The sequence below is a fragment of the Levilactobacillus humaensis genome (assembly GCF_024345185.1).
Lineage (GTDB): Bacteria > Bacillota > Bacilli > Lactobacillales > Lactobacillaceae > Levilactobacillus > Levilactobacillus humaensis.
On record NZ_BROB01000011.1, the window covers coordinates 17,152 to 42,120 of the forward strand.

General features: G+C 49.2%; 15 protein-coding genes. 12 read left to right on the top strand and 3 right to left on the bottom strand.

Translation table 11 applies throughout. From position 1 onward, the window contains the following. Positions 1 to 13 precede the first annotated feature (13 nt). Complete coding sequence (locus tag OCU14_RS04885) at positions 14 to 832, bottom strand: Cof-type HAD-IIB family hydrolase (RefSeq protein ID WP_261810049.1); 819 nt, start codon at positions 830 to 832, stop codon at positions 14 to 16. A gap of 258 nt (positions 833 to 1,090) precedes the next feature. Between OCU14_RS04885 and OCU14_RS04890 the strand changes: the two genes are divergently transcribed. The 11 genes from OCU14_RS04890 (at position 1,091) to OCU14_RS04940 (ending at position 22,035) form a co-directional block, all read left to right on the top strand. Continuing rightward, positions 1,091 to 1,474, top strand: a complete 384-nt coding sequence (locus tag OCU14_RS04890; protein WP_057878273.1) for a MarR family winged helix-turn-helix transcriptional regulator — start codon at positions 1,091 to 1,093, stop codon at positions 1,472 to 1,474. Between the two features lie 151 nt (positions 1,475 to 1,625). Beyond that, entirely contained in the window at positions 1,626 to 3,443 is a 1,818-nt protein-coding gene (locus OCU14_RS04895; RefSeq protein WP_261810050.1) for a glycoside hydrolase family protein, read from the top strand. A gap of 748 nt (positions 3,444 to 4,191) precedes the next feature. Continuing rightward, positions 4,192 to 4,623 (top strand): Spx/MgsR family RNA polymerase-binding regulatory protein, encoded by a 432-nt coding sequence (locus tag OCU14_RS04900; protein WP_057878271.1) that lies wholly within the window; start codon positions 4,192 to 4,194, stop codon positions 4,621 to 4,623. A 236-nt stretch (positions 4,624 to 4,859) separates the two neighbouring features. After that, complete coding sequence (locus tag OCU14_RS04905; protein WP_261810051.1) at positions 4,860 to 5,567, top strand: MIP/aquaporin family protein; 708 nt, start codon at positions 4,860 to 4,862, stop codon at positions 5,565 to 5,567. Positions 5,568 to 6,027: 460 nt separating this feature from the next. Continuing rightward, entirely contained in the window at positions 6,028 to 8,181 is a 2,154-nt protein-coding gene (locus tag OCU14_RS04910) for a MucBP domain-containing protein (protein WP_261810052.1), read from the top strand. Between the two features lie 386 nt (positions 8,182 to 8,567). Continuing rightward, positions 8,568 to 10,865: a MucBP domain-containing protein gene (locus OCU14_RS04915; protein WP_261810053.1), complete on the top strand. Its 2,298-nt coding sequence runs from the start codon at positions 8,568 to 8,570 to the stop codon at positions 10,863 to 10,865. Positions 10,866 to 11,202: 337 nt separating this feature from the next. After that, a complete protein-coding gene (locus OCU14_RS04920) occupies positions 11,203 to 13,362 on the top strand; it encodes a MucBP domain-containing protein (protein ID WP_261810054.1) in 2,160 nt (719 codons plus the stop codon). A 268-nt stretch (positions 13,363 to 13,630) separates the two neighbouring features. Next, positions 13,631 to 15,904, top strand: coding sequence for a MucBP domain-containing protein (locus OCU14_RS04925; RefSeq protein ID WP_261810055.1), 2,274 nt, complete (start codon positions 13,631 to 13,633; stop codon positions 15,902 to 15,904). Positions 15,905 to 16,155: 251 nt separating this feature from the next. Beyond that, positions 16,156 to 18,297, top strand: coding sequence for a MucBP domain-containing protein (locus OCU14_RS04930; RefSeq protein ID WP_261810056.1), 2,142 nt, complete (start codon positions 16,156 to 16,158; stop codon positions 18,295 to 18,297). Positions 18,298 to 18,489: 192 nt separating this feature from the next. Then, the gene (locus OCU14_RS04935; RefSeq protein ID WP_261810057.1) at positions 18,490 to 20,544 is read left to right on the top strand and encodes a collagen-binding domain-containing protein; all 2,055 of its coding nucleotides are present in this window, start codon (positions 18,490 to 18,492) and stop codon (positions 20,542 to 20,544) included. 294 nt (positions 20,545 to 20,838) lie between these two features. Continuing rightward, complete coding sequence (locus OCU14_RS04940; protein ID WP_261810058.1) at positions 20,839 to 22,035, top strand: multidrug effflux MFS transporter; 1,197 nt, start codon at positions 20,839 to 20,841, stop codon at positions 22,033 to 22,035. 158 nt (positions 22,036 to 22,193) lie between these two features. On the opposite strand, the gene OCU14_RS04945 is transcribed toward OCU14_RS04940, so the two are convergent. Next, positions 22,194 to 22,937 (bottom strand): sulfite exporter TauE/SafE family protein, encoded by a 744-nt coding sequence (locus tag OCU14_RS04945; RefSeq protein WP_261810059.1) that lies wholly within the window; start codon positions 22,935 to 22,937, stop codon positions 22,194 to 22,196. Positions 22,938 to 23,179: 242 nt separating this feature from the next. Continuing rightward, the gene (locus OCU14_RS04950) at positions 23,180 to 23,872 is read right to left on the bottom strand and encodes an SDR family NAD(P)-dependent oxidoreductase (RefSeq protein WP_261810060.1); all 693 of its coding nucleotides are present in this window, start codon (positions 23,870 to 23,872) and stop codon (positions 23,180 to 23,182) included. Positions 23,873 to 24,039: 167 nt separating this feature from the next. On the opposite strand from OCU14_RS04950, the gene OCU14_RS04955 reads away from it, so the two are divergent. Further along, the gene (locus OCU14_RS04955; protein ID WP_261810099.1) at positions 24,040 to 24,897 is read left to right on the top strand and encodes an SDR family oxidoreductase; all 858 of its coding nucleotides are present in this window, start codon (positions 24,040 to 24,042) and stop codon (positions 24,895 to 24,897) included. Positions 24,898 to 24,969 lie beyond the last annotated feature (72 nt).

The following is a 24,969-nucleotide window of genomic DNA, read 5'->3' on the forward strand; positions in this document are numbered from 1 at the left end:
AATTTAGCTAGTTTTAAACTTCGCCTGCTAAGATAGCATCGATGACGTCGAGGACCCCATCGTGATCGTTATCCGTTTTGGTGATGAGGTCTGCGACCTGTTTCACCGTGTCGGTGCCGTTGGACATGGCAACACCAAGACCGACGTGAGCCAGCATTTCTTGGTCATTATCGTTGTCACCGAAAGCCGCAATTTCAGCCGGTTTGATGCCCCATGAGTCCGCCAACTGGTGGAGGCCAATGGCCTTGTTCATGTGGGGTGGGATGATATCGATACTGCCGAAACCACTGGCCGTCGCGTGAATTTCTGTCGGGAAGCGGTCGTTGATCTTGGCTGCCAAGGCTTGAATCGACTCGTTAGGCCACTCACCATTGACCTTGTAGAAGGTATCATCGACCTGTGTCAGGTCATCGACGAGGACAATATTGTTGAAGAAGTAGGCCTGCGAGGCCGGATCATTGGTCTGGTCGGCACGGTTGATATAGGTGCCATGAGCGCCGGATAAGCGGAGCACTTGAGGCCGCAACGTGTCGTCAGCGAGGATGGTGCGGACGATCTCGTGGACTACCGGTGTGGGAATAGCATCTTCGAAGAGGGTTTGATCCCCACTCGTGATGAGACCGCCATTTTCGGCGACGAACGTTTTAATTGCCGGCGTGGGTGCGAAGACGTCATGAAGGTGGCCGAGACTATTGCCACTTGCAATAACAAAGTGAATGCCCGCGGCGTGAAGCCGATCGAGTTGTTCATGGAAGCGGGACTGATTATAATGACGCTGCGAGTTGAGAAAGGTCCCGTCAACGTCTGTTGCAATAAGTTTAATATGTGTCATACCGGTCTCCTTATTCGTTTAGATTTCGTTAACATTAATCATACGGGCTTCTGTTTGGGATTTCAATGTTCTAAGCTAGAAGAAATATGACAAAAAGATTGCGGATCACTAGTTTTTTCATTCGTAATGCTATAAACTATTAATGAATCGGTAACATAAAGACTGAAAATAAGGGCTATAATAAATGGTTAGCGGGTAAGAATAGTAACCGCTACCGCAGGCTTACCGCTAGCTCAACTGGAAAGGAAGAAAGCAGAAATGACGCAAACGAACGATTTAAACCAATCCTTGGAATGGTTCTCCCAGCTCCAAAAGATCATGCGGCCAGTAACCACGATTAAAACGGAGGACATTACGATTTCTCTGGAACAATTTAATCTATTACATGCCATCACCACCCAACGGGAGGAATTCACACCAACCAAGTTTGCCGGTCAGATTGGGGTTTCTAAATCCATGATCTCCGGACAAATCTCACGGTTGTTGCGGGCTGGTTTAATTGAAAGTATCGCCTCCACGGTGGACCGTCGTCAACACAACCTGAAGCTGACACCAGATGGTGTTAAAGTTTACACGTCCGTTCGTGGCAAGGTTGTCGACCGTTTAAACAATTTGCATGACGACATCTCAAAATTAATGTAACAAACTTAAATTAATTTACAATTGAAAAGTAAAACCCCTTCACTGTAAGTTTCTTATATTCGTGTAACAATTTAGTTAAGATGATCCATTTCTTATGTTGTCTTAGTTATAATTGGTCGCGAGTAGGATACTTGAAATGGAGGGGTTTTTTGTGAATTTGAGGGGAAAGCTCGGTTTACTAATGACAGTCGTTGTGGGGACAGCGCTGTTGAGTTTGAGTGGTCTTCCCGGAACATCATCGCGTCAATCCGTTGTGGCCCATGCGGCGACGACGATCAATGCCAAGAACCAGGGGATGGTTGGCGATGGTGAGACGGCGAACAATGAGGCCATGCAAGCCATGTTGGATAAGTGGGATAAAGATTCTCTGACGGTCCGTGTGCCGAAGGGGACGTACGTCTTTGACTCTGGAAAAATTTTACTGCATTCGAACATAACGTTTAAGTTTGATAAGGGTGCCGTTTTTCGGGTAACTGATGGTCATGAGGTGTTCTTCGTTTATCCGAGTCCGAAAGCCGGATATGACGGGGGATTGAAGAACGTGACCTGGCAACGCGCTACCTTCCAGGGTGACCACGTCAAGGGCCAAAGCGTCTTCGTTCAGAGCGTGCACCATGCGCAGAACGTTAATTTTCAAGACTGTGTCTTCGACAACGCAGAATCACCGACTGGCCACTATCTCGATCTCGATGGCAGTCACAATATTAATGTGACCGGATCGGTCTTCACCGGGTTTGATGGGTCGCGAGACTATAAGGAAGCCATTCAGGTGGATTACTCTAATCTGCGTGCCATGTCTTACCAGAATCCTGGGGACCAATACGATAACTTGCCGACCTACGGGGTGACGGTGACCGACAGTCAATTCTTGCCAGTCCAGAAGGCCAGTGGGTCCGTGAAGGTCTACGCGCCCAATCCGATTGGGGAACATGCTGTCTATAACAAGGGTGTCGGGGGAATTATCCACGATGTTCGTTTCAGTAACAACACTGTGGTTGACCCCAAGCCGCTGACCAGTGCCGCTGGGAGTGGAATGGCCACGATTCACTTTAAGGGCATTTCCAACCTGTGGATTACCGGGAACCATTTTATCAATCAGCATGCCTTAGGGTCGGGTGACTACATTTATCTGCGAAATACGTTGCGTAACTACCAGATGACCAATATCAATATCAAGGATAATACTTTTACCGATGTGAACCCGATGCATAGTTACGTGAGCCTAGACAGTCGCTATGCCACGAACCCAATGACGCAGGTCACGATTACGGGGAACAAGGCCACGACACAAAATGGCCAGGCCCAGTTTCTCATGAGTAACTTCCCCATGACGGGGAACACGGTCGCTAATAATAGTGTTAAGAAGGCCAAAAAGTCGGGAACGGTGGTCAAGCCGCAACACACGATTAAACCAACGGCAGTCGTTCACGACACTGGTCAAAAACTCAAGAAGCGTAAGCAGACTAACAAGCATGAGACTTATTTCAAAGGGATCGCCTCGCAACATGCCCAGTTGAGTAAAAATTATAAGAACTATACGCTCTATAACGTGATCAAGGGCCATAAGAATTGGAATGCCCTGAAGTTCAAGTGGCAGTCGATCAAGACCAAGCGCGTCTATATTGATATGCGAGCGGAGGCTGATACTGGAAAGTGGTACCGCATTCGATTCAGTAAGAAAACCAATGCGAAGACCTATTGGATTCGTAAGGGTGCCTTGACCTTCGATACCTTTACCAGTGAGGCCTTCGATCACGACGCCATGTTAGCTAAGGTTTATCCGGTCTACACACGGCCATTCAATGATCCGCTGCTGGCACAACAACGGGGAACCACAGCCGATATCGCCCAGCGAGTCGTGCACATCACCGAAAGGGTTCAGCGAAAAACCTCGAGTGGATCGGTCACGACCTTCTATAGAATGAGTGATGGTCTGTGGACCAGAGCAGCGGCTTTCGAATTGCAATAGCGATAAATTAAAAAAGCATGGTGAAATCGAATTTGGTTTTGACCGTGCTTTTTGATTAGAATCAAGTTCTCCAAGGATGGTGCTATGCTATCGTGATAGATATGGAAAAGGGAATAATTGAAATTTCTACGATGCCGGTAGGGTTGGTTACCAACCATCACTAGTAGATTCCTGAAGTTAGGTATTGAGTGCTGTTAGTCGTGGCAGAAGATGATCTTAGCCGGAGGAGGCCAGGGATGGAGCCGGCCGTGGTGGTGGCGTTAGACCGAGTGTTTTTCTCGGCCTTACACCACGGGCGACTTTGAAGACCCGCGATTCTGGCGGGTCTTCAAATCGAGCGAGAAGCCCACAGGGCTGAAGCGTCCCCACAGCAGGCGTAATCCCTGGCAGCCGCAGGCGGACCACTTTATCAATCTGGTCTTAGGTTTCAATAAAACTAACAGCAATGAAAGCCATGCCAATGGTTTAACACGGGGAATGAGGAGATCTTCGCAAAAAATTCATTTTTCGGGCGTAAAAAGGGTGGATTCTCTTGCTAAGGTTAGCCTAAGCCCGAGATAGTAGGGTTGTTGCCCTACGTCGGTTGGCCAAGGATCTTGAGAAATTGTTAAAAGGCAGTCAACTGTGGGGGTAATGGGTTTCATCATTTCGGATTGTGGTGTACAATGAGAATCATAAATTAGCACTCAACTAAAAGAGTGCTAACCCAAGTACCTCATCGAAGAGAAGATAATTGGAGGGCGATTCTATGATCAAAATGTACTTTCATGCAAAAACTACCGCGGTAACGAAGGCTATGAAATGGCTTGCGAACCACGACGCCATCTTTACTGCTCGTGACATTAAAAAACAACCATTAACTCGTGAAGAGATTCTCTACATGTTTTCCTTAACTGAAGAAGGCACCGACGACTTGATTTCTACCCGTTCCAAGGCTTACAAGGCTTTGCCACAGTCCGTTCAGGACATGGGGATGAACGAGTTGGTTGATCTCTTACAGCAGAATCCGGGAATTCTGAAGAACCCAATCGTGGTTGACCGTAATAAGTTGGCGACTGGGTTTGACCTGGAAACTATTCGGGAATTCGTGCCAGCCTCATACCGGAAGAAGGAGCTTGCTAGTTTCTTCAAGATTTTAAACGGTGGCAACAAGAACACACTGGGCGTTTCCCCAGCATAAAGCCTGTCAGATAAAAAGTTTCGGCCGCTTGGTCGAAACTTTTTTTGTGGCCAAATACGCGATCCATCGCCAGGTAAAACGCTTTATGTAAATAATTAGTGCCTCCGTCATTTGTTATGAAAAGTTTACATTTTGGAAGCGGTCCCAAATTTAGCTCCGCTAGGCGGAACGTCTATGGTAGACTGTTAATAGTTCAAAATTTGAGGAAAAAAACTAACAAGGTGGGTGTTCGTGTTATGAGTGGCTTTATGGGTGAGTTCCTGGGGACCATGATTCTAATCGTCTTGGGTGCCGGAACTGGGGCAAGTATTAATCTAAATAAAACCTATGCCAAGGGATCCAACTGGACGTACGTGAGTTTAGCCTGGGGGATGGCCGTGACCATGGGCGTTTACGTGGCCGGCATGTTTGGATCGGACGGGCATTTGAATCCAGCCGTGACGATTGGGTTTGCCCTGTTTGGGTACTTCCCATGGGCGCACGTTGGGGCCTACCTGCTAGGCCAATTCTTGGGGGCCTTTGTGGGGGCTGCCATTGTGATTCTGCAATTCTATCCTCACTTCAAGGCGTCACCAGATGAAGCTTCTGGTAACTCGGTCGGCATCTTTGCGACCCGGCCAGCAATTAAGAATCCGGCCTTTAACTTCATCTCTGAAGTTGTCGCAACCTGGGCCTTTATCTTCATTCTCCTGAACTTAGGGAACTTCACGACGGGACTAAAGCCATTCATGGTAGGACTGTTAATCATGACCATCGGGATGGCCTTGGGGACTACTACGGGGTTCGCCCTGAACCCTGCCCGTGACTGGGGTCCACGATTGGCTTACACTATTCTGCCAGTGCCCAACAAGGGTGCGGCTGAGTGGAACTATGCCTGGGTCCCAATGTGTGGCCCAATTGTCGGCGGAATTCTGGCTGCTGGTATGCAGTATCTGTTAAATTAATTCAAAATAAGTAGATCGCTTAATGCGATCGCGGAGACGTGGGACTTGTCCTGCGTCTCTTTTTTTATGTTGTCGCGGAATAAATGAATTGTCCAATAATCGGTATTACTTAAGATTGTTAACTTGTGGGCTAAGAAACAGCTAACATAGCCATAATATGATTATTGTAACAATGGGAAATAGTGCATATAAAATTGAATTTCAAAAACTGAATTACTTAGCCGAACCAACAAATTGCTTTATTGACGGCGATTCTGCTGGTTTAACGGTTAACCTATATTAGTCCATAAGCAAATAGCTATGCTAATGAACCGTTTTAAGTATACGGTAGATTTTTCTGATAATACCCGTTATAATGAACCTGTGATCAGGCAACATAATTAACCGGAATTAATAGGGGCGATGCCGATCATTCATGCGGGTGTGAATAAAGTTGAGGCACATTTGAGGAGGGCCTATGATGTTTCATTCAGAAGATCAAAACGTTCACTACAAGATGTATAAAAAAGGGAAGACTTGGATTTTCGCAGGGATCGTGACGACGGCTTTAGCGTTGGGTGTTGCGGCACCACAAGCGGCCCACGCCGACACGACGGATGATGAGACAGTGGCGACGACCCAGGGGAGCGAGAAGACAACAACTGGCGAGGTGACACTCACAACTCCTAAGGCCGAGGCTGAAGAGGTTACGGTGCAAGATACCACGCAAGACGCGAGCGAGGAAAAGGTTCAGGGAGCGACCCAAGACGCAGAAAAACAAGCTGAACAGTCGGACGAACGCAAACAGAATGACCAGGCAGAACCAGCCGAAATAGACAAAACCGATAAAAATGTAACCGCTAACAATGACGAACAGAAAGACAAAATCGACGACAAACAGACGACGGTGGTTTCAACCCAGTCCACTGACACTGAAGAACAGGTGGACCAGCAGGTTAAAAGACTGGCCAGATCTGTTCAAGCACCGGTGGCAACGCCTAAAATTGCTGTCAAAGATCTCGAGACGATTGACCAGTGGATGCCAAATCAGAAGCTCCAGCAGGTTGTCTTATTACAACTACGGAAGCAAAACCCAGGGAAGACCTGGAATAGTGTGGCTGATATTACCAAGGATGACATGGCGTTGTTAACCAGTCTGGTGGCCTATGGGTCGAACGAATCCGGTGGGATCGATACCTATAACAATCGTAAGCCATTCTCGATTGAAGGGCTTCAGTATGCCGTTAACCTGACCCGGATTGAAATGGGGACCAACTTTAACTATGCTTCTCAGAAATACTATGGAGACATCGTTGACATTTCACCATTGGCGGACCTGACCAAGCTACAAACGGTCTATCTCCAACAGAACCGGATCGAAGATATTTCGCCATTGAAGAATTTAACGAACATCACGAAACTCCAATTACAATTTAATGCGATCTCTGATTTCACGCCAATCGCCGGGCGCAAATATAGTACCTTCAGTGCGACGAACCAGGTGGTTTTCTTACCACCGATTAAGGTCAATTCTAAGACGCGAAAGGCTCATCTGGTCTTCCAATTCAAGAACGAAAACGGCGAAATTGTTCCACTGGAAGCGCGTAATGGGATTGCTTATCCTGACCGAGTTGTGGGATCGGGAAATTCCATTTCCTTGGTTTACAAACTGTATTGGAATGGGGGAACTGCAGCAGTCGATGGTGAGGGTGGTCTGTACTTCACGGGACTAAAGGATCAAATTCCCGGGATTACCGAGTATCCAGGATTTAACATTGACCCGCTAGACGAGAACTTTTATTTGACGGGGGCCGTGACGACACAATTCCCTGGCGGTTATAGTGTTGATATCGGGGTTATCCAGCCTTACGTCATCGGCGACATGGGTGGGACCGTCACCGCGCACTACCAGGATAAGAATGGCAAAGAACTCGCACCGGATGTGGTTCTTGACGATGGGTTCATTGGCGATGACTACACGACCACGGCGGCTGAGGTTGAGGGCTATACGCTCACGAAGACCCCAGATAACGCCACTGGAAAATATGTCGAGGGACCAACTGATGTCTATTACATCTATGAACCAAAGACTGACCCGGTTGACCCACCAGTGGTTAACCCCGCAGCTGATATGACGGTCACCGTGCACTATCAAACGGCGGATGGCAAGACCGTGGCGCCAGACCAAATCTTTACGGGGAAGCAGGGGACAACCTATACCACGAGTCCAGTTACGGTTGAAGGCTATGCTTTAGTCGAAACGCCAGGTAATGCTTCCGGTACCCTGGGTGACGGTGATATCACGGTCACGTACATCTATGCCCCATTGGATACCGATGGCGATGGCGACTTGGTTGATCCGGAAGATCCGGATACGGACACCGACGAGGATGGTGATGACGGTGATGTCGCAACGCCAGACACCGATGATGGCGGCAGTGGCGACCAGATTGTCACCGGCAAAGAGCCAATCAAGGGTGGCACAACGAACTTAGCCAGTCGGCCGGCCACCAATTCGGCGAAGACTACGTTACCACAAACGGGTGAACAACATCGTTCCACAGGTCTGTGGGGTATTGTGGTTCTGCTGGGGTCGTTGTTAGGACTAGCCGGTACGAGACGGAAAGAACAATAAAAATAATTTAATTCATGAACGGTTGGAACTATAATTCCAACCGTTTTTTATTTTGGGAGGAATGATTTTAACACCAATTCTAATTGTGACTCTTTTTACAAAGTGGTTAAAAAAGGTTAGTTAAAGGGTTTACAGTGCAGGCATACGCGGTTAAACAGAGGACTATTAGTTACGTCCCAACACAATACCCCTTGAACTTTTTTCGGCAGCGGTTACAATGAGAGTGACAGTAGTTGTCCATATTTACTGATATGTGGTAATCACAACCTATGATTTAACTTATTAGTCGATTATATAAGAACCACAAATAGTGTTCACAGCCGATAATCAACGGTTGATTGAGACGGACTAGGGCAATGTCAAACTTTACGAGGAGGAAGTTTATCATGCGGAATAACAAACTAACAACAACTAAGGTGCACTACAAGAGTTACAAGGCAGGCAAACGGTGGGTTTTCGCCGGGATTGCAACTGTCGCAATGGGGTTAGGCTTGACGGGGATGGATGTCACGGCTCACGCGGCCGATGTTCAAGGAACTGAAGCCACACAAACACAAGTAGCCGATCCAGATGCAATATCAAAGACGGGGACATTAACAACGACGACGGAAAAGGAAACGACGGCGGAAAATAGTGAGACCCCGGTAACGACGCCAGATAAGGATAAGACGCCAACAACAGACAAAGACAAAACGCCAGAACCAGTGGTAGCGCCAGACAAAGACAAAACGCCAGAACCAGTGGTAGCGCCAGACAAAGACGACACACCGGCACCAACAGTAACGCCAGACAAAGACAAAACGCCAGCACCAACAGTAACGTCAGACAAGGCCAAAACACCGGCACCAGTGACAACGCCTGAAAAGACCGAAATGCCGAAGAATATGAGTAGAATGGCGGCACCGGCCGTAGCTGCAGTGAAGGTCTATGATCCAGCAGACATCCAAGGTAAGGATGCCTCGGAATGGATGCCAGATGCAGGGTTACGGGATATAGTTGAATCGGCCTTGCTATTTAACCACAACATTAAGGCCACCGATTCTAATCTTTACCAATACGTTGGGGAAATGCTGGATCTAGATGATAATAACTATACTGGCAACCTCAAGATTCAAGACTTTGAGGGGTTACAGTACTTCACCAACTTGAACCATGTTGTCTTGCATTACTACCCAAAGGATGGGTTTATCAACTTTGACTTTGCGCCCAACATGACTGAGTTCGCGTATGAAGGCAAGGCCAATGATGCGCCAAGTGATTTCGATGCACAGACCTTCATGGATAGCTATTTGAGTGGAAATCAGAATCTCCAATTCTTAGTTGTCCACAATCTTTTGAAGGGAAACTTACCAAACCTTTCGTCCTACACCAAGCTCTCTCGGTTAGACTTGAGTACGAACCATTTGACTGGTGATTTGACCCAACTCAAGGGCTTAACCAGCGTGAACATTATGGATGTTGACCACAACCAGCTGACTGGGGAGTTACCCGATCTGGTTACAGGGACGCAGTTGACTGAACTCTTTGTTCAGAACAATCAGTTGAGTGGCACGTTAAACCCTGTCTATGGCAGTACCTCACGGTTAATTGATGTTTGGGTCGGTCATAATAATATGACCGGTGATCTCCCAAGCTTCAAGGGCTTTACTGGAAGTTTCGATGGCACGTATAACCACTTCAGTTCTGGTTTGAACAATATGCCTGGAGCTATTAATACGTGGTACCAAACCTTGACGGGTGGGACTTACAATCTGACGGATGACAAGAACACCTTTGATCCAATCAAGAATGTTGTCTCAGGCATTCAGAATGCTCAGACTGGGGAATTCGATCCCACAGATAGTCTCTTCCTCTATGCTTATGGTGCCGGTAAGGTCTACTACGGCGAACCAGATCCAACCTTTACGGCAGAAGAACTTATCAGTTGGTTGGGCAGTCAACAGGATGTTTCATCTCAGTTCCAGAGACAAGCGACGACCGATGACCCATTTGGGTTCAATTTGGTTGCTAGCAAAGACGTTCAGCCCGGGACTTACACGATGGGTGTGGTCAACGACAAGTACAGTAATGGGGGTTACATCGCCTTCATTACCTTTAAGATTACCCGCGATGCACCAGTTGATCCTGGAACACCTGTTGACCCAGGTACGCCAGTCGATCCCGTTCAGACTGGGACCATTACCATTGTCAACGTCGACCAAGATGGCAAGACCTTGAGTACCAAGACGTTAACAGGGACTGCCGGAGATACCTACACGGCAACTGCCGACACATTGGATGGCTACAAGTTAACGAGTCCAGCCAGTGTCACCGGAACCTACACGCAGTCCGGATCAACAATTACCTTCACCTACGCCGCCGTGACTAACGGTGGGGATGGCGACAAGGTTGTTGTGACACCAGACAAGCCAGGTAAGAAGACGGATAACAACAAGCAAACGCCAACTAACAGGGGTGGTCAAGCAGCGACCGTAACTGCTAAGACGAATGGCAAGGTGCAAAGCCTTGGCACCAGTCATGCCGCAGCCCAAGCTCAGCAACAACAGTTGGCTTCGCCTGCTACGACTAACGAAACCACGTTGCCACAAACGAATGAACACCGGACGGCAGCGGCCTGGGGATTGGCTTTATTGGGTACAGTTCTCAGTCTTGGCGGACTGGCCTTACGGCGGAAACAGAACTAATAATAGTTTTTTGGAGGGATTGGCTGTGAAGCCGATCCTTTTTCTTTGCAAAGTTGTGTTTAGAATGTTTGCTGACCGAATTAGTTATGCCTAATAAACGATTCTAACTTGAACTTTTTGTGGGGCGACCTACAATGAAGGTGAAGAGATTGCCACACTTTGACTAATCTGTGGCAACTCGAGCTTATGAGTTCAGCGGAACTCACAAAAAGGACGTTTTAGGAGTGACTTGCCAGCGTGACTAGTAGACTGGTGGTCCGTAGAAGAGTATTGGGATTAAACGTTTAAGGAGAACGGGTCGTGACGAACGGACTATCCTCCAGGGAGGAGAACCATTATGCGGCAGTTAAATGTAAGCGAAACCAAAGAACATTACAAGAGTTATAAGGCAGGCAAACGCTGGGTTTACGCCTGTCTCACGGTCGCAGCACTTGGATTGGGTACCTTAGGAGTCACAACCACGGCTAATGCGGCAACGACAAGCGATCCGGCGGTTGAAACCACTCAGAGTAGCGAACAGCCAGCATCGTCGGAGAAGGAAGCAGCCGGCGATCCTGTCAAGACGGATGGTCAAACGACAGAACCTGAAACGAAACAAAATGAAACGAAACCGGCTGAAACACCTGCGCCAACCAAGAATGAGGACTCGGTACAGCAAGACCAGCCAGAGACGACAACGGAACCAGCTAACACGGTGACATCCGAGAAAAAAGAGGTCACTCAGGAACCAGAAAAACCGGTTGTGGCAAGTGCACCGGCTCAGAATATGACCCGCATGGCAAAGATCGCGCCACGGGAGACGGCACCAAGTGTGGTTGGTCAAGATGCCTCGGAATGGATGCCAGATGCCGGCCTTCGGACCTGGATCGAAGGGGATTTATCGCAAAGTCAGGGCGAGGCCGTGACGGATGCCAATCTGTCGACATACCTCGATCATAGCTTGAACCTGGATACGAACGATAGTAGTTATCCCACGGCTACCGGTGTCGCCTCATTTGAAGGGTTACAATACTTTACGAATTTGACTTCTTTCCGGGCAACGGACCCACAGATTTCAGCGGACAGTCTGCCAGACTTTTCCTTTGCGCCCAACTTGCGTTTCTTTACTTATCTTGGAGATAATCAACACTTTACGGATGCCGCTCAATTTATGAAAGACCACCTGATTCAAAACACGGCCTTGACGAATTTAGCGCTCAACTATAGTCTTCAAGGAAGTTTTCCGGACTTGTCGGCTTATCAAAAGCTAGAGACCATTAACTTCAGTAATAACCAGTTAACGGGGACCTTACCCGATCTGGGGAACTTACCGGTCCTGGACCGTCTCGACGTGGAGAATAACCAAATGTCAGGGACTTTGCCGAACTTTGGAAATTGGCCAGTATTAAATGTTTTGAATATCTCCAATAACGATTTTAGTGGGGCCTTGCCAGACTTGAAGAATTTTAAGGCCTCGGATTTCCGGGAGTATTATAATCAGTTGTCTTCTGGCTTACTCACTTTCTATAATGACCAGGGCCAGGCCAGTGATAATTACAGTTGGTATCAGTTCTTGAATGGCAAGACCTACAACTTGTTTGGTACGGATCAGACCTTCGATCCCTTAACTGGGGTGGTTGCGGGGATTCAAGATATGAAGACTGGGCAGATCGATCCCAGCGAGAACTTTATCGTCTATGGCTTTTCAAAAGGTGCCTGGGTTGTTTCGGGGGACTGGAACGATGCCGGTAGTAAGGCTAACTTCTTAAATTGGGCTGCTGGACAATCGAGTGCCACTGCCGATTTCGTGAAGGTGGCCGATCCAACTAATCCATTGGGATTCAATCTGATAGCTAGTCCGGATACGCCGGCGGGAACCTATACGTTAGGTATCATGAATGAAAATTATGACAATGATCTCGGGGGCTATGTAGGTTTTATCACCTTCAAGATTACTCACGACGCTCCGGTAACGCCAGTCACGCCAGTTGATCCCACACCGAGTCAACAGACCGGAACGGTCACAATTGTCGAGGTTGATCAGCAAGGGAAGACCTTGCACCAGCGGACAATGACTGGAAAAGTCGGTGACACCTATACAGCACAGGCTGACCAGCTGGCCGGCTACAAAGTTACGGGCAAATCCAACGTTAGTGGCAGCTACACCGCGGCTGGTGACACAGTTACCTTTACGTATGCTACGGTTGATAACGGCGGCGATGGTGATCAGGTCTTGCCGGACAAGCCGGCAACCCCAACTAAGAAAGATCAGCAGGCAGAGGTTAAGGGCAATGGCGGACAGGCGGCAGAGATTTCAACGCCAACGAAGTCAGCCAAGGCAATGACGGCGACTGTGACGCCGCTGCGCACGCAACAGTCGGTTGAACAAACCAAGGATCGTCAGACGGTTACTTTGCCACAGACCAATGAACAGCGGACGCTTTCGCCAGTCGTATTGGGATTGGTAACACTACTGACAACGTTGGGACTGGGTGGCTGGTTACGCCGTCACAACTAATTTTATAAGCAAGCAAACTGAATTTTATCAGGTGCGTTCATTTGAACGCGCCTTTTTTTTGAACTGATCACGACCCCCAGTGACGGCTTAAAAGGTGATTAGTTATGACTGTTCAGTACACTATGAATTGTTTATCTTATACTAGATTTTTCTGAGCAGATAGGCTATACTGCGCTTACACGAAAATCGTGAGGTTTAATTATCATTTTTATAATAAAAATGCTGAATTTATGCGGTTATTATGAAATGAATTTTAGGAGGGAACAGGATGTATTGGGGAGAAAAGGAAGGGTTTAAGCTAACGTCTAATCGTGGTAAGGGGTGGTTGATGACCGTCGCCATCCTTTCGAGCCTAGGGAGTTCGGCCGGGGCGCCGCTCGTGGGGCATGCGGCGACGTCAGCGACGACGGTGCAACAGGAGAGTGTGAGCGCAGCTGCTGGAGAAGCGGCCACGGCGACGGACGATACGACTGCAAGTAGTGAGAGTGCGGCGACTGAATCAGCCGAGGACACGACTACGGCGGCCACTGAGGACCCGGTTGATAGTTCAACCGAAGAGAGCAGTGAAGCCGACACAACCACCGACGATAGCTCGGCAGAAAAGCCGAGTGACCCGGCGGACATCCAGACCGAAAAGCCACGGCAACGCAAAAAAGAAAGCGAATCCATCGATCAATGGATGCCCAATAAAAGATTACAGCGGGCCGTTTTATATCAGCTTCAAAATCTATCACCAGTGCCAGATGACGAGCCAACCTGGAATTCCGTCGCGGATATTACCAAGGAGGACATGAAGCGCCTCAAAGGGATATACGTGGGAGCCCTGGGTGGTGAGGATGGCGAATCAACTTACAACCCGGATGGATCAGAATATTCAATTGAAGGCATTGAGTACGCCACAAATTTAGAAACGGTGGACTTTGGCGGTGGTGGAATGAACGATGGTCCGCAACAAATGTTTGGGAATCTTGTGGACATTTCGCCATTGGCCAAGCTACCCAAGCTGACGACGGTGCTCTTGCAGAATAACCAGATTGAGGATATTTCACCATTAGCTCATCTGAAGAACGTGACCTGGTTGGACCTGACCTTTAACCACATCTCAGATTTTTCGCCGTTAAAGGGGATAAGTTACGAGACGAACGAGTTCCGTTTTCAATACCTTGAACGTCGGACCCCCATCGTGGTGGATGGCAAGACCCGGAAGGCCCACATTAACTCTGGCATTAAGCTCCAAGATGGCACGTTTGCGCAAAACCCAATTGCCAAAAATTTGATAACTTGGCATTATTACGCAGATGAAGATGAGGACAAAACTTTCCAATTCTACACCAAGGGGGGAGAGTTGACCGCGGACGCCGAGGGTGGTCTCGACTTTTCAGAGATTAAGGATCAAGAGCCAGGGATTACCGGCCATGGCGTCATTCCCTTGCCCGATAAGTATTATCTCAATGCGCAGTATGTGACCGCCGATGGCAAGTATGCCTTCTTATTGATGCAACCGTACAAGCTAGGGGATGTCGCCGCGCCAGTCACGGTACAGTACCACGATGAGAACGGCCAAGAGGTCGCACCGGATGCGGCACCGCTGGAGGGGATGATGGGAGAGACCTACACGGCGAAACCGATCGACATTCCTGGCTATGATCTGGTGAAGAGTCCTGAGAATGCCCAAGGAACGTTTGGCAAAGACCCAATCACGGTGACGTTTACCTACAAGAAACAAGCCGTGAAGTCGACGGTTGAGGTACGCTATCAGGATGAGGCGGGCAATAAGATTGCCGATTCAGCCACCTTAACTGGGGAGGTGGGTCAGCCTTACACCACTGAAGCCGCAAATATCTCGCATTACGAGTTGATTGAAACACCGGAGAACGCGACGGGAACGTACGCCGAAGAACCAACGACGGTTATCTATCGCTATCGTAAGGTGGAACCCATTGCGACGAAGCACAAGTTAACCATTCACTATCAAGATGAAACGGGGAAGAGCCTGCACGAGGACACTGTGTTGAATGGGGAGCCTGGAGAAACCTACCAAACGGAGGCCTTGTCGATCGACGGGTATAAGTTGATGAATACGGTCGGGCAGACTACCGGAAACTACGGTGAATCCGATCTGGAGATCACTTACGTCTATGCCCCAATTTCAACCGGTGGGGATGGCGATGGTGGTGTGACGCCGCCGACGACGGATCCGCAACCACCGGTGAGCCCGACGGATCCGCAGAACCCAGATGGCGGTCTCGATCCGGATGAAACGCCAGATGCTGAGAATCCCAATGAACCAGATCCAGATAAACCCGGTTCCGAGGTGATCTCTGGCAGTGATGGCGATATGGTCACGGGTGAAGAACCCGATCAAGCTAGCAGTACGTCCTCTGTGGGGCCAGCAGCTAGTCTAAGCACCTATGACGATGCAACGCCGAGCCACACCTTTGGCTTACCACAGACCAATGAACAGCGGACCATTGCGGCCTGGCTAGGTGGCGTGCTCCTGTTGGGTAGCCTTTGGGGCTGGTGGGGTCGTCGCCGGCACTAGGTCAGAGGTTTTGTAAAACAAATGAAAATAGACAGATTCTTTAAAAAGACGATCTTCACCGTTAAAGGTGGAAATCGTCTTTTTAAGTGATCGTTACTCAGTTAAAAAGTAGAAGCCATGTTTATTCTATGAAAACATGGACATCTTTGATTTAACGGCTTTCTCGGTTATAATGAAGTTAGATACATATCCAAATTCATAAATATGTAACACTACTAATTAAGCCGAGATCCATCAGGGAGGACATCATCATGAGTCAACATATCGGGGAAATTAAAACACATTACAAGAGTTATAAGGCAGGAAAACGCTGGGTTTACGCCAGTATTGCGGTCGTCGCCTTTGGTTTAGGTATGGTTGCTACGCCGAGTGCCCATGCGGCAACGACGGCTGATCCTGCCGACAAGACAGAAGTGGTTACTGATGAAGCGGTGAAGGAACAACCTACGACTAAATCGGGAGCGACTGACGAACAAACGCGAAGTAGTGTTGATCCTGAGTCGATTACCCCTAAAAAGGTGACGACCCCCAAAAAGACGGGTACGCCAGTGCCAACAGTTAAGACACCAGAAGACTCCAAGCCGGGCACGCCAGCTCCTGACAACTCTGGGGTTAAGGTGGACACTGAAAAAACAAAAGAAACGACGACACCTAAGCCGGCCGTTCGGCCACAATCGCGGATGATGGCAACGCCAGTTGTTGAAACGCCAACGGCAGAGGTTCCTGCCGACACGTCGATTGATAGCTGGATGCCGAATAAAACTTTACAGAAAATTGTGCTCCTAGAACTTCAAAAACAAAATAAGCACATCCACTGGAGTAGTGTCGACGATATTACGCAGGACGATATGTTACTGCTGACTAAAATCCACGCCAATGGGGGGCCAGAGTTTGGTGGCCTGGGGACCTATATCGACGGACACACCCCATTTTCCCTGGAAGGGTTGCAGTATGCGACCAATCTGACACTCATCAAGCTTGAAGGTGATGACGGGGATGCTCCGGGAACGTTACGGGGAGATATCGTTGACCTGAGTCCTATCAAGGATTTAACTAAACTGACGACCCTGAATGTCCAGTTTAATCGTATTCAGGACATTTCAGCATTGGCTAACCTGACCAATCTTTCTGAACTCGATCTGGCCTACAATTCGATTGTGGATTTCACGCCATATCGTAAATTTTCTAAGTTTTTTATCACGACACTCTCGAATCAGCAGGTATTTTTACCACCGATTACGTTGAAACCAGGTGAAGGCTATCATATGGCACTTAGCCAAAGTCCGATTGCACCAAATGGGAAGGCTGACTTACAGCCCTTTACGGACTCAAAGTATTATGAACAGGTGGCCTGGAATGATGATTTAAATAAGGTCTGGCAGATCTATTATCCAGCCGGAGATGCGATGCCAGATGGTAATGGTGGACTGAACTTCACCAATATTCCGAAACAGAAATCCGGTATCACAGTTGATCCGGATGGCAACGGAGCTGTGATTTCTCCACTGGCTAATTACTATTACCTGATGGGTCACTATAATCAGGGTGGTGCTGACCTCCAAGTCATTCAGCCCTACACGATGGCAGTTGCGGCGGCTGATGTGACCGTCTCTTACCAGGATGAATCTGGAAAGACGATCAGTCCAACCACGACTTTAGCGCAAGGCAGTGTGGGAGATGCCTACACCACGACACCACTTGATATTGATGGCTACAAGCTCCTCACTACTCCGGATAACGCCAAGGGTGTTTATGGCACGGACCCAATCAATGTCATCTACACATACAAAGCCATTGAGAAACCAGTTAATCCAACACCGACCCCAAATGAAACCGGAACCGTAACGGTTGTCAGTGTCGATCAGTCTGGAAAAGTTCTTAGCCAGACGACACAGACCGGGACAGTCGGTGACGGCTATACGGTCACGGCCCCAGAAATTTTTGGATACCAGGTCACGGGTAACAATAGTGCTACGGGGACGTATACCGCAGCCGGTCAAACTGTGACGTTCGCTTATGCCAAGGTCACCACTGGCGGCGGGGGAGCGACCGTTAACCCCGAACCAGAAAAGCCGGTGAAACCCGGAAAACCCGGAAAACCCGGAAAACCCGGAAAACCCGGAAAACCCGGAAAACCCGGAAAACCCGGAAAACCAGACCAATCTGGCAAGAAACCGACAACTTCAGGTGGAACGGCTGATAAGGTTGTGAATGCAGTCAAGGTATCTAGTAAGACACCGGCAACAACTGATTTAGTTGCCCCAGTTCAGGTAATCAAGGCAGAGAACACGTTACCGCAAACCAGTGAAAGGGCCATTTCACCATTGCTGGGTCTGCTCCTGTTACTTGGTACTAGTGTCACGGGCCTATTCTTCAGACGCAAGCGCAACTAAAATGTTAGAGGATCTCGACGATTGTCGGGGGTCCTCTTTTTTTTGCATTATAGGAAGACAATTTCTATGCTTAATCTACACACTATTAATTAGTTTTGGATAAAAATAATTTCAAAATAATGTTGAATTCTGGTCGCGCCAGGGTGAGAATGGGAAGTGGATACAGCTTGGAAAGGTAGGGATTTAATCGATATGGAAACGAAACGGACGCATTTTAAGATGTACAAGGCAGGCCGTAAGTGGGTCTTCGCCTGTGCGCTCATGTTGGTTATTGGTGGGGGCTCCGTCGTCACGGCAGAAGCCGCAACCACGGGAAACGATAGCGAACAGACGAGTAAATTAGCTGACGTGTCGAGTGACAAATCTGAGAGTAGCCAGGATGCCACCAAAGATTCTGACAAGGATGGCCAGTCTCAGCAAGATGGTCAGTCTGACAGCGAGAGTGAACTTGACGGGTCTAAGGATAGTGTCAGTCAAGACAGTGGCTCGAAAGAGAGTCTCACGAAAGATGACACCACAAAAGAAAGCACCGCTGATAGTCAGGCCGACGTGACCAAGTCGCAAGATCAGAACCAGAATGGCGACAAGGTAGCTGACGATTCAGGGACGACAGATAAGGTGCAAACACCTGCGCAGTCTCCGGTTAGTGGCATCAAGGCCCTGTCAGGAATCCTTTCTGACACACAGAAGGCCAATCTGAAGGCCGCTATTGCTGCTGCCAATGCCGCAGCTAAGTTAGCTCGTTCCAAGGACACCGACGCCTCAGCCATCTCGGCTTATGACAACGATGCTGTTCAAGATGGTGGGAGCGTCTACGATGACTATGGCAACTTGGACAACATCCTCGGCGTTTCCTCCATGTTCCATATCTTTGCGTTGGAAGCTGAACTGAATGCCCACACCAATGGGAACATTGCGGTTCAGAACCTGAAAGGTAATGTGAACTTCGGGACGAACGTGATTGAAGAATTACTCGACAAGGACATCTCTTACATACAGAACTTTACCAACATTGCCGGTAGTTCCTTCGTTTCTCAAGGGGATACCCGTGAGAACAAGGTGGTCTTCGGGGAAGGCATCACGGTTGATGTCAGCAATCCTAACCGGCCGATGGTCAATGGCGTTTACATCGATCACCTGTTGGCTTCCGAAACCTATCAGGATAAGAATGGACAAACTTACATTGACTTTGATGCCGAATTTAAGAAGCTTAAGGCCCTGAATGAATCGCTGGGTGGCAAGTCTAGCGAAGCCAGCTACACGAATAGTGATTTCGACGATCTGAATAACCGGGTCATTGACGTGAGTGACATGAAGCCTAACGCCAATAACCAAATTATTATCAATCTTTCGCCGGACGTCTTGGCTGGCAATACGCCACTCAAGATCGTGGGTCTTTCTCCAGAAGAGACGGGGACCACGGTGATTATCAACGTAGATACTGGTGGTCAATCAGATTACCACGTCAACTCGCCGATCAAGATCCAATACAGTGACGGGAGTGACCGGGACAGCCACGAAACGGAATACTTTGGGGACAACCACTTATTGTGGAACTTCATTGACCGTTCAGCCGCTGACCAGCAGTTCAACGGGAACCTCTTCTTTGATGCCCCATTCCAAGGAAGTGTGTTAGCACCTTCCGCAGACATCACGGTCAACCAGAACTTGGATGGAAACATCATTGGGAAGCGGGTCGTGGTTAACGCCGAAACCCACCGGTGGGACCTCCAAGATCATAACGATGAGGATGAAAATCCCGATCCAGACGAATACGATAAGCCAGTGACAATTCCAGGTATTGGGGTTGAATTACCAGCTACCGACAAACCAAACATTGATAATCCAAGTGTCGAGGAACCAAACGTTGAAGAACCAAATGTTGAGGAACCAGATACGGACGAGAACGAAGAGGAAGAAGAGTTCGAACACGAACGGCCAGATTATGGCGACGAAGACATTGAGGATATCTGGGATGATATGATCGATGCCGAGGAAGAAGATTCCCGCACCGCTGAAGAAGCCGTCTTGAATGAAATTGACTCGGCGATTGCTTGGGCTCAGGCTCACGGTGATACCGCGTTGTTGAACGAACTCGAGGGGATGCGTAACCGGGTCCTCGCAGACCTTGGCGAATTGCCACAAACCAATGAAGCTAGTCCACGGGCCATGCAGGTTGTAGGGTTAGCCTTGTTGACGGGTGTCTTGGGTGCCTTGATCTTCAAACGGCAACGGCGTCACAATTAAATAGCGTGTGACAGAGGGCGTTTAGTTGGTCATCAGACTTAAGCGGAACCGATTGCCCGCCAGGCACACGTTTCGACAATAGAAAATTGAAGCACTAACAGGGATTACGATAACACTCGTAGTTCCTGTTTTGTCGTCTCCACAGCTTGACAAGATAGTCTCTGATCCCGTATGGTAGAACGACATCTAACAGAAAGGGGTGACAACCCATGAGTTTAAACGTGTTAATGGCGTGTGTCCCCGCAGACGGTCAAGGACGTTTTTCCGCAAAGTAAATTTTAAGGAGAAATATTAATGAAAAACGTCCGTCGATCGGTTCCGTCCTTGGGACTGATCATTACCCTCGTTGGGTTTCCACAAATCAGCGAGTCCATTTTTACCCCGGTTTTACCGTTCCTGCAAACGGCCTTTGCAGTGAGTGCCAACCGGGCGCAGTTAACCATGAGTAGCTACTTTATTGCCTTCGCCGTGGGGGTTCTCATCTGGGGACAACTTGCGGATCGCTTTGGTCGTCGTCCCGCCATGCTGACTGGAATCGGCGTGTACCTATTGGGTAACGTTGGCCTGCTACTGAGTGGTGATTTCCGACTCCTACTGGTGAGTCGATTGATTCAGGCCTTTGGGGCCAGTGCCGGGTCCGTGGTAACCCAGACGATCATGCGTGAAAGCTTCAGTGGCGTGACCGGGGCCAAGGTTTTCGCCCGAACCAGTGCGGCCATGGCGCTAGCGCCCGCTCTGGGACCACTAATCGGAGGTGTTCTCCAAACCTATTGGGGCTTTCGGAGCGTGTTTTCTGGATTGGTGACGCTCGCCGTCGTTGTTGGGGGCTACGCCTGGTGGCGGTTGCCAGAAACGCAACCGGCCAGTGATCGGGAAGCAACGGTTTCACAGATTAAGGTGATTAAGCGGCTACTTGGCAACCCGGTGGTGTGGGCTTATGGTCTGCTCATTGGGGGCATCAACGGGATTCTATTTAGTTACTATGCCGAGGCCCCCTTTATTTTTGTGAGCCACTTTGGCTTTAGCGCCGTCCAGTACGGTTGGCTGGGTCTGGTGCTCGCTGCGGCCAGCCTCTTGGGCGCGATTCTGGTGAATCGGCTACTAACTTGGTGGTTACCAGAACAGTTGACTCTCTGGGGGCTCTGGTTCAGTGTTGTGTCAGCCTTGACGTTCGTTCTAACGGCGTATGGGGAACATCCTGGACTGATACTGGTCAGTGTCTTTCTGACGTTCCTGGGGCTTAATATCGCGTTACCCAATGCTCTGAATCGGGCACTGGTGGGTTATGAAGACGTGATGGGAAGTGCCAGTGGCTGGTTCAGTCTGGGGTATTATCTGCTGGTAAGTGGGATGACCTTTGGCATGAGTTGCCTGCATAATGGGGCCATCACGACACTTCCCTGGTATGTGCTGGGACTCAGCGTGGTGATGCTCGTGGTTTACGTGAAAGTCGTGCCACGGCAGTCCCGTGCGGTTGAAATGGATGACTAAAATAAGTTGAAATGAGCGCTCTAGACTGTTGGTCTGGAGCGCTTTTTGCGAGGTGTGTGAATGCGGCCGACGTTGATAGCTTCCAGTGGTGACAACACGAAAAGCCACCGAACCAATTTGTTCGGTGGCTTGGTGATAAGCGCTTAAGTTGACGGGCTTTAAAGGACCATTTTGACGCCCATGACGATTAATAGAAGGGCCATGAGTGGCTTCATAATCGTGTTTAGTCGCTGAGGATTGCCCTTGGCCAATAGTCTAGGAGCACAGATGGCGCCTAGAACAGCCCCGATCATCAGGCAGATCCCGATGCTCCAGTCGATGTTGTTGGCTGAGAGATGGAAGAGTAGGCCGACGAAAGAGGTGCCGACCAAGACGTAGGCCGAGGTTGCAGCGGCCGGGACCATGTCGAGGCCCAGGGCCAAGAGCCCAGCGATGATCGGTCCCCCGCCAGATAGGCCGGCAACGCCAACCATCAGGCCACTGACAATTCCGTAAAGAACGGCCTGAAGCGACTTATGTTTGGCAGGGCGTTGGGCACCTTTAATGAGGATCTTAACGAGAATTTGCACACCTAGTAGAAAAAGAATGGCGGCCACGAGCCAGGTGTAGAGTTTTTGGGGGATGATTGGCGAAAGTAGAGCCCCCACAATGGTAGCGGGAATCGCCGCCAGAAGCATTTGATTGCCGACGCGAAAGTGAATTTGACCAGTCCGATAGTGACCATAAGCCCCAACTAGGAGCGAGGGAAAGGCCGTAAATAGCGATGTTGCTGCGGCCACCGCTGGGCTGAGATGAAAGACGGTGGTTAATAGACCAAGGTAGACTGCCGCACCACCGCCACCGGTCGAAAGAACAAAGAGGCCCACGAGGAACCCCGTGATAAGTAAACTGACCCAAACCATGAGACCAGACTCCCTTCACAGATGTACTAGTTTCAGTCTATGTTTTTAAGGGGAGAAGATCAATTCGCTTTCTGTTGGCGGGACTGCGTTAGGACTTACCGATAACTAATGGAAACCGTCTTCTATGAAGGCTTGAAATTCTCTATGGTGGTCGAGCTCGAACTTAGCCACAGGCGGTTCAGTCTGGTCAAAATAAAAGGAGTCGCAATTAGAACTAGCGACTCCCATTTTATAGACAATCTTTAAACCGGCACGACCACACCATTAACATAACTGGAGATGTCGGAACACAGGAAGAGCGCGGTCTGAGCAATCTCATTCCCATTAGGTGCCACGGGAATGTTCAAACTTTCCTCGTCAGCGTCGGCACCACCTGGGGCGATGGCATTGGTCCGAATGCCCACGTTCTGGTACATGTAGGCCGTGTTTTTAGTGAGACCAACCACGGCGTGTTTTGAAGCGGCAACCGCGGCGCTGGCCCGGTTATCACTGGTGCCTTCAACGGCGGCGATATTTAAGATGACCCCGTGTTTTTGTTCGGTGAAGAGTTTCAGGGCTTCACGAGTGGCAATCATCACGCTGGTCGTGTTGACCGTCATGACCTGATCCCAAAGCTCGTTGGTGAGGGTACCCACGGGAGCGAGCTTGTCGAGCATCCCGGCATTGTTTACCAGGATATCGAGATGGCCGTATTGCTTAACGGCGGTCTGGACCATATCCTCGACGTCGGCTTCCTTTGTCACGTCGGCGACGGCAGCCACGGCTTCACCGCCAGCGTCCTTAATCTTTGAAACGACTTGATCCAGTCGTTCGGCGTTGCTATCTGCGGCGACGATCTTGGCCCCCTCGTGGGCGAAGAGTTCCGCGATGGCTTGGCCTTTACCAGACCCCGCCCCGGTAACGATAGCCACTTTATTCGCTAATTGTTCAACCACGTGACTCACTCCTTAAAGAAACTAGTTTTAGGATTAACCATCCTGCTCCCATTATAAAGCAATCATTAGGTTGAAGGGAGAGAAAAATGAGATTTCACTAAGAAAGTTGACTTATCAGGTTAAAGGTGTTACTTTAAAAGTAACAGAGAAGGAAAGGCGTGTTGAACTTGAAAATTGTCGTTACGGGAGCCACCGGCCATTTGGGTCGCCAGATTGTGGATCATTTAACTGAATTAGTTGCCCCAACTAGCTTAACGTTGGGCGTTCATACCCCTAGCAAGGCCCAGGACTACGCTAACCAAGGCATGTCGATTAAGCCTTTGGATTATACTGAACCAGCAACCGTAGCGGCAGCCTTGGATGGAGCAGACGTTGCGGTCTACGTGCCTAGCAAGAGTCATGATAGCTTCAGCCGGGTGACCGAATTTGAACACGTCGTTACGGCCGCGACCCAAGCCAAAGTTGGTCACTTGGTGGTCATGGGCTTTATTGCCGACCAGGCCAACAATCCGTTTGATTTATCGGCCTTCTACGGCTATGTACCACGCCGGTTAGCCTCAAGTGATCTGAGCTATACCATCGTTCGTAATGCGTTATATGCCGATCCGCTGGTCCCTTATTTACCAGAATTAATCGAACGGCAAAACGTCATTTACCCAATGGACGATCAAGCCTTGAGTTTCATCAGCTTGGCTGATAGTGCTGCGGCCTTTGCCAAGATCACCGTCACACCAGCCCTGTGGACGCGTTCCATGTACACGTTGACCCAAGAGCGGGCCTACAGCATGCCCGAATTGGCCGAGGTGCTCTCGACCGTCTCCGGTGAAAAGATTGGCTACGCGCCAGTCGATAACGCTGAGTTTGGGAAGATTTACAACGAAGGCAATGAGGGACACATGTTGTCCTCCATGTATGCTGGTGGGGCCATGGGTCTGTTAGACATCACGACTGATGACTATGCCACCATCATGGGCCATCCGGCACAGTCATTACCGGACTTCTTAAAAGAAAATTACCGTCGTTAAGTTTAATTGGTAAAAACAAAACAGCGTGATCACCGGAATAGGTGATCACGCTGTTTTAAATTGGCGGTATAT